The sequence below is a fragment of the Shewanella sp. 11B5 genome (genome assembly GCF_002836795.1).
In the GTDB taxonomy this organism is placed as follows: domain Bacteria; phylum Pseudomonadota; class Gammaproteobacteria; order Enterobacterales; family Shewanellaceae; genus Shewanella; species Shewanella frigidimarina.
Genome location: NZ_PJAP01000466.1, coordinates 1 through 4,583, shown reverse-complemented (window position 1 = coordinate 4,583; position 4,583 = coordinate 1). Strand labels below are relative to the sequence as shown.

Here is a 4,583-nt window from a genome sequence, read left to right as displayed (position 1 = left end):
TGATTTCATCGAGTAACTGCTTAGCTTCATCGACTTTACGAGCAATAAAAGGATCATTGGGCGTCTGCGCTTTAATCGTGTGGAGCGTGTTTAATGCTTTTGTGACCATTTGTTTACTAGAACCGTACTGCTTCATAAAGCAAGCTGCACGAGCTCGGCTAATCATAGAATCAACATTAATTCTTAATTGCAGATTGTCGATACGCATTTCTTCTTGTGCAAAAATAGACGGATCCACTTTTCCCTTATTATGTTCAGCACGTAAAATGGCTTTGAGCTTCTTAAGTGTTTTTACTAATTCTAAAACTTGCCTATCATTATCAGGTAAACGAAAGTTCTCAATCGCAGGGACTTGGCTTGGTGAATTAGACACTGTGGCTATTTGCATTTTAATGTCACCTAGGCGACGCTCATAATCCGATTTTAATTGGCCTGATGCATGGACAACAGATTGTTCTAAAGCATCTTGAATGCGTCGATATAGTACTAACATAATGTGGCTAGAAGATGGGGTCATGCCAGTGTTGGATAATACGGCATCAGTTTCATCTATGATGGCGCGCTGGCGAGATGCTTCTACTCGACGTTCAGCTTCTGCTCGCTCTTTTTGTTGTTGGACAATACTAAAGCCGATAATCAGCAATAATAATGCACCAATAAGAATTAATACCAAAATTAAGGACATAAAGGTTCCATTTTATCTTTCATATCTCATGGTAAATATAGCCAAACGACAATGGCTAAAAGTTATTTTGATGCTGGAATAAATCGTTGCAATAAAACTTCATCAAAATGATTCTATATCTTAGCGTATGTTATCGCGGCTGTCGTTGAATAATAAGTCGTTTTGTTGATAAATCATTAAACATTTGAGCCATGATGTTTATCAAAAGCTAAGTCAATTAAGTAACGAGCGATTTTTGCTTGCTCGTTATTACTATTTATATTACATTTCAATTGTCATATAACGTTTTATTATAGTTGAACGTTTGTTCTTCTCATGTAAGACAACGACCGATTTGTTCTTGTTTGCATATTTTGCTGATGAGTGTTGGTTAAATCAAGGATAAAACCATGAAGCTGCAACAACTTAGATATATTGCAGAGGTTGTAAAACACAACCTAAATGTGTCATCAACGGCTGAGAACCTCTATACCTCACAACCTGGCATTAGTAAGCAAGTTAGAATGCTAGAAGATGAATTAGGTATTCAAATATTTGGTCGAAGTGGTAAACACTTGACTCACGTAACACCTGCTGGGCAGCAAGTTATTGATATTGCAAATGATATACTTGGAAAGGTCGATAGCATTAAAAAGGTGTCTGAAGAATATACTCAGCCTAATCAGGGGGATTTAAATATTACCACCACTGATACTCAGGCTCGATATGCTTTGCCACAAATTATTAAAGAGTTCATTAAGCGATATCCCAAAGTCAATCTGCATATGCACCAAGGCACGCCGTCACAAATTAGTGAACAAGCCGCTAGAGGTGATGCTGATTTTGCCATTGCAACCGAAGCTATGCACTTGTATACCGATTTAATTATGTTGCCTTGTTATCATTGGAATCGCTCAATTGTTGTGACCAGTGACCATCCACTCGCGACTCAATCGACAAAAATTAGCATTGAAGATTTGGCTAAGTTTCCGCTAGTAACTTATGTGTTTGGTTTTGATAAAGCCTCTGAAATTGAAAAGTCATTTAAGCGTGCAGATCTTGATCCTCGAGTGGTGTTTAGTGCAACCAGTGCTGATGTACTTAAAACCTATGTACGTTTAGGATTAGGGGTAGGGGTTATTGCTTCTATGGCAATCGATCCGGCTGTTGATAAAGATTTAGTGGCGATTGATGCAAGCCATCTGTTTGCTCATAGTACAACCAAAATCGGCTTTAGACGTGGTAGCTTTTTACGCAGTTACATGTATGACTTTATGCGACATTTTGCACCGCACTTAACTCGCGATGTAGTAGAAAAAGCTGTCGCGCTTCGAGATCAGCAATTGATTGATGAAATGTTTGCCGACATGACATTACCAGTACGTTAGTACCCTATATCGATAATGCTTATTACATAAAAAACCTCGCGAATCTGCGAGGTTTTTTGTTTAATTTAAAGGCTTAGTAATTGGTGTTAATCTGGTGCGTAACCAGATGGCCCAATTAGCTCGCCATCTAAATAAGCTTTACCATCGGTCATCGCTAAACGACCTAAGCTGAACCATTTTACCACCAGAGGATAAATGGCATGTTCTTGTTCATGAACACGCTCTGCTAATGCTTCAGCATCATCTTCTGGGTAAATAGGGACTTTAGCTTGTAATATTACGGGTCCAGCATCGAGCTCAGGGATAACAAAGTGCACGCTAGCGCCATGCTTTTTGTCTCCAGCATCGATAGCCCGTTGATGCGTGTGAAGCCCTGTATACTTAGGCAATAATGATGGATGAATGTTAATCATTTTCCCTAGAAAATGACTGACAAAATCATCTGTCAAAATTCGCATAAAACCCGCAAGAATAATGAGATCCGGTTGGTATTTTTCAATTGATTTCAATAAACGCGCATCATAATCACTGCGTACTTCATTGGCATAAGGAATAACACAACTGGTATCAATCTCGCTTTGATGAGCGCGAATTAACCCATAAGCATCCGGTTTGTTACTAATCACACCAACAACGGCAGCTTTTAAGTTATCGTCACAGCCATCAATAATAGCTTGAAGATTACTGCCATTACCGGAAATCAGTACCACAACTCGACAGCTTTGACTCATTAGATGATCTCCACTTGCTCTTCGTCACCTTGACGAGTAGCAATTTCACCTATCAACCAAGCATTTTCGCCTTCAGCTGTTAATAATGCTAACGCAGCATCAACTTTCTCTGTTGGCAGCGCAATAACCATACCTACACCACAGTTAAATGTTAGGAACATTTCATGCTGTGCAATATTACCGTTTGTCATTAGCCAATCAAACACTACTGGCCATTTCCAAGAGTCACCCTTGACTACAGCTTTGCAATCATCAGGCAGTACTCGTGGGATATTTTCCCAGAATCCACCACCGGTAATGTGCGCCATAGCGTGAATGTCTGATTGTTCAATCAGTTTCAATAAAGGCTTAACATAAATTCTTGTTGGCTCTAATAAATGGTCAATTAAAGGCTTTCCAGCAAGATCTTGCTGAGGGTCTGCTTTGCTGACTTCTAATACTTTTCGGATTAACGAGTAACCATTTGAATGAGGACCACTTGAAGCAAGCGCTATGAGTGAGTCACCCGCTTTAACTTTAGTGCCATCAATGATGTCTGCTTTTTCAACAACACCAACACAGAATCCGGCAAGGTCGTAATCTTCACCTTCGTACATGCCTGGCATTTCAGCCGTTTCACCACCGATTAATGCGCAACCAGATTGGAAACAACCTTCTGCAATGCCGCTAACAACTGAAGTCGCTGTTTCAACATCAAGCTTACCTGTCGCGTAGTAATCAAGGAAGAAAAGCGGTTCTGCGCCAGAAACAATCAGATCGTTGACACACATAGCAACTAAATCAACACCGACGGTGTCATGCTTTTTGTAATCAATGGCTAATCTTAATTTTGTGCCAACGCCATCTGTGCCAGAAACCAGTACAGGATGTTTGTATTTAGTTGGTAATTCGCATAATGCGCCAAAACCACCTAAATTGCCCATAACTTCTGGACGGCGAGTGCGTTTTACCGCAGATTTAATGTTGTTTACTAACGCATTTCCTGCATCGATATCAACGCCGGCGTCTTTGTAACTTAGGGGGGTAGGAGTGGTCACGGAGGATCCTCTAGGGTACATCGTTTTATGGAATTTTATGCGGCAATATTCTACCAGTTTGTGCTGCTAGTCGGAAGCCATGTTTTTACTTTATCCTATAAAGAAAACGATGAATTGCCTATTTTTTATTGGTTTAGGTCACGATTTACTGCAATTTTGAAACTTTATGTTTTATAGAGAGGATAAATCGACTAACATTTATCAAATTTGCCTGAAATAGTCAGAAATCTAGGAGAAAGAAATGAAAGTCGTTGAAGTAAAGCATCCTCTGGTTCGTCATAAAGTTGGTTTAATGCGTGAAGCGGATATCAGCACCAAACGATTTCGTGAACTCGCCACTGAAGTTGGCAGTTTATTAACCTACGAAGCTACCGCTGATTTTGAAACTGAAACGGTGACAATTGAAGGTTGGAATGGCCCTGTTACTATTGAGCAGCTTAAAGGTAAGAAAGTAACTGTAGTGCCTATTTTACGTGCCGGTTTAGGCATGATGGATGGCGTTCTTGAGCATTTACCCAGTGCGCGTATTTCTGTAGTGGGTATTTATCGTGATGAAGAAACATTACAACCAGTACCTTACTTTGAAAAAATAGTCAGTAATGTAGATGAGCGTATCGCTTTAGTGGTTGACCCGATGTTAGCAACTGGCGGTTCAATGATTGCGACTATCGACCTGCTGAAAAAACGCGGTTGTACTTCAATTAAAGCGTTAGTTTTGGTTGCCGCGCCAGAAGGCATTAAAGCACTTGAATTAGCTCATCCT

5 protein-coding genes are annotated in these 4,583 nt (G+C 40.1%); 2 read left to right on the top strand and 3 right to left on the bottom strand.

Annotated features, from left to right (window positions below):
- A partial coding sequence (locus CXF78_RS10860; RefSeq protein ID WP_102036783.1) for a hypothetical protein occupies positions 1-685 on the bottom strand: 685 nt, incomplete at its 3' end.
- A gap of 389 nt (positions 686-1,074) precedes the next feature.
- On the opposite strand from CXF78_RS10860, the gene cysB reads away from it, so the two are divergent.
- Positions 1,075-2,052, top strand: coding sequence for an HTH-type transcriptional regulator CysB (cysB, locus tag CXF78_RS10855; RefSeq protein WP_102036782.1), 978 nt, complete (start codon positions 1,075-1,077; stop codon positions 2,050-2,052).
- An 86-nt stretch (positions 2,053-2,138) separates the two neighbouring features.
- Here cysB and purN read toward each other — a convergent pair whose 3' ends face one another.
- Both purN and purM read right to left on the bottom strand, forming a co-directional pair.
- Positions 2,139-2,783 carry a phosphoribosylglycinamide formyltransferase gene (gene purN, locus CXF78_RS10850; protein WP_011636924.1) on the bottom strand — a complete coding sequence of 215 codons (645 nt, stop codon included), beginning with the start codon at positions 2,781-2,783 and terminating at the stop codon, positions 2,139-2,141.
- On the bottom strand, positions 2,783-3,820 hold the full coding sequence (purM, locus tag CXF78_RS10845) for a phosphoribosylformylglycinamidine cyclo-ligase (protein ID WP_011636925.1): 1,038 nt from the start codon (positions 3,818-3,820) through the stop codon (positions 2,783-2,785). The genes purN and purM overlap by 1 nt, the downstream gene beginning before the upstream one ends.
- A 241-nt stretch (positions 3,821-4,061) precedes the next feature.
- Between purM and upp the strand changes: the two genes are divergently transcribed.
- Positions 4,062-4,583 (top strand): uracil phosphoribosyltransferase (gene upp, locus CXF78_RS10840; protein WP_102036781.1); only part of this gene is annotated, 522 nt, incomplete at its 3' end.

Bases quoted from the DNA above. Each gene is read 5' to 3' on its own strand.
- cysB (WP_102036782.1), top strand. From the start codon at position 1,075: ATGAAGCTGCAACAACTTAGATATATTGCAGAGGTTGTAAAACACAAC.
- purN (WP_011636924.1), bottom strand. From the start codon at position 2,783: ATGAGTCAAAGCTGTCGAGTTGTGGTACTGATTTCCGGTAATGGCAGT.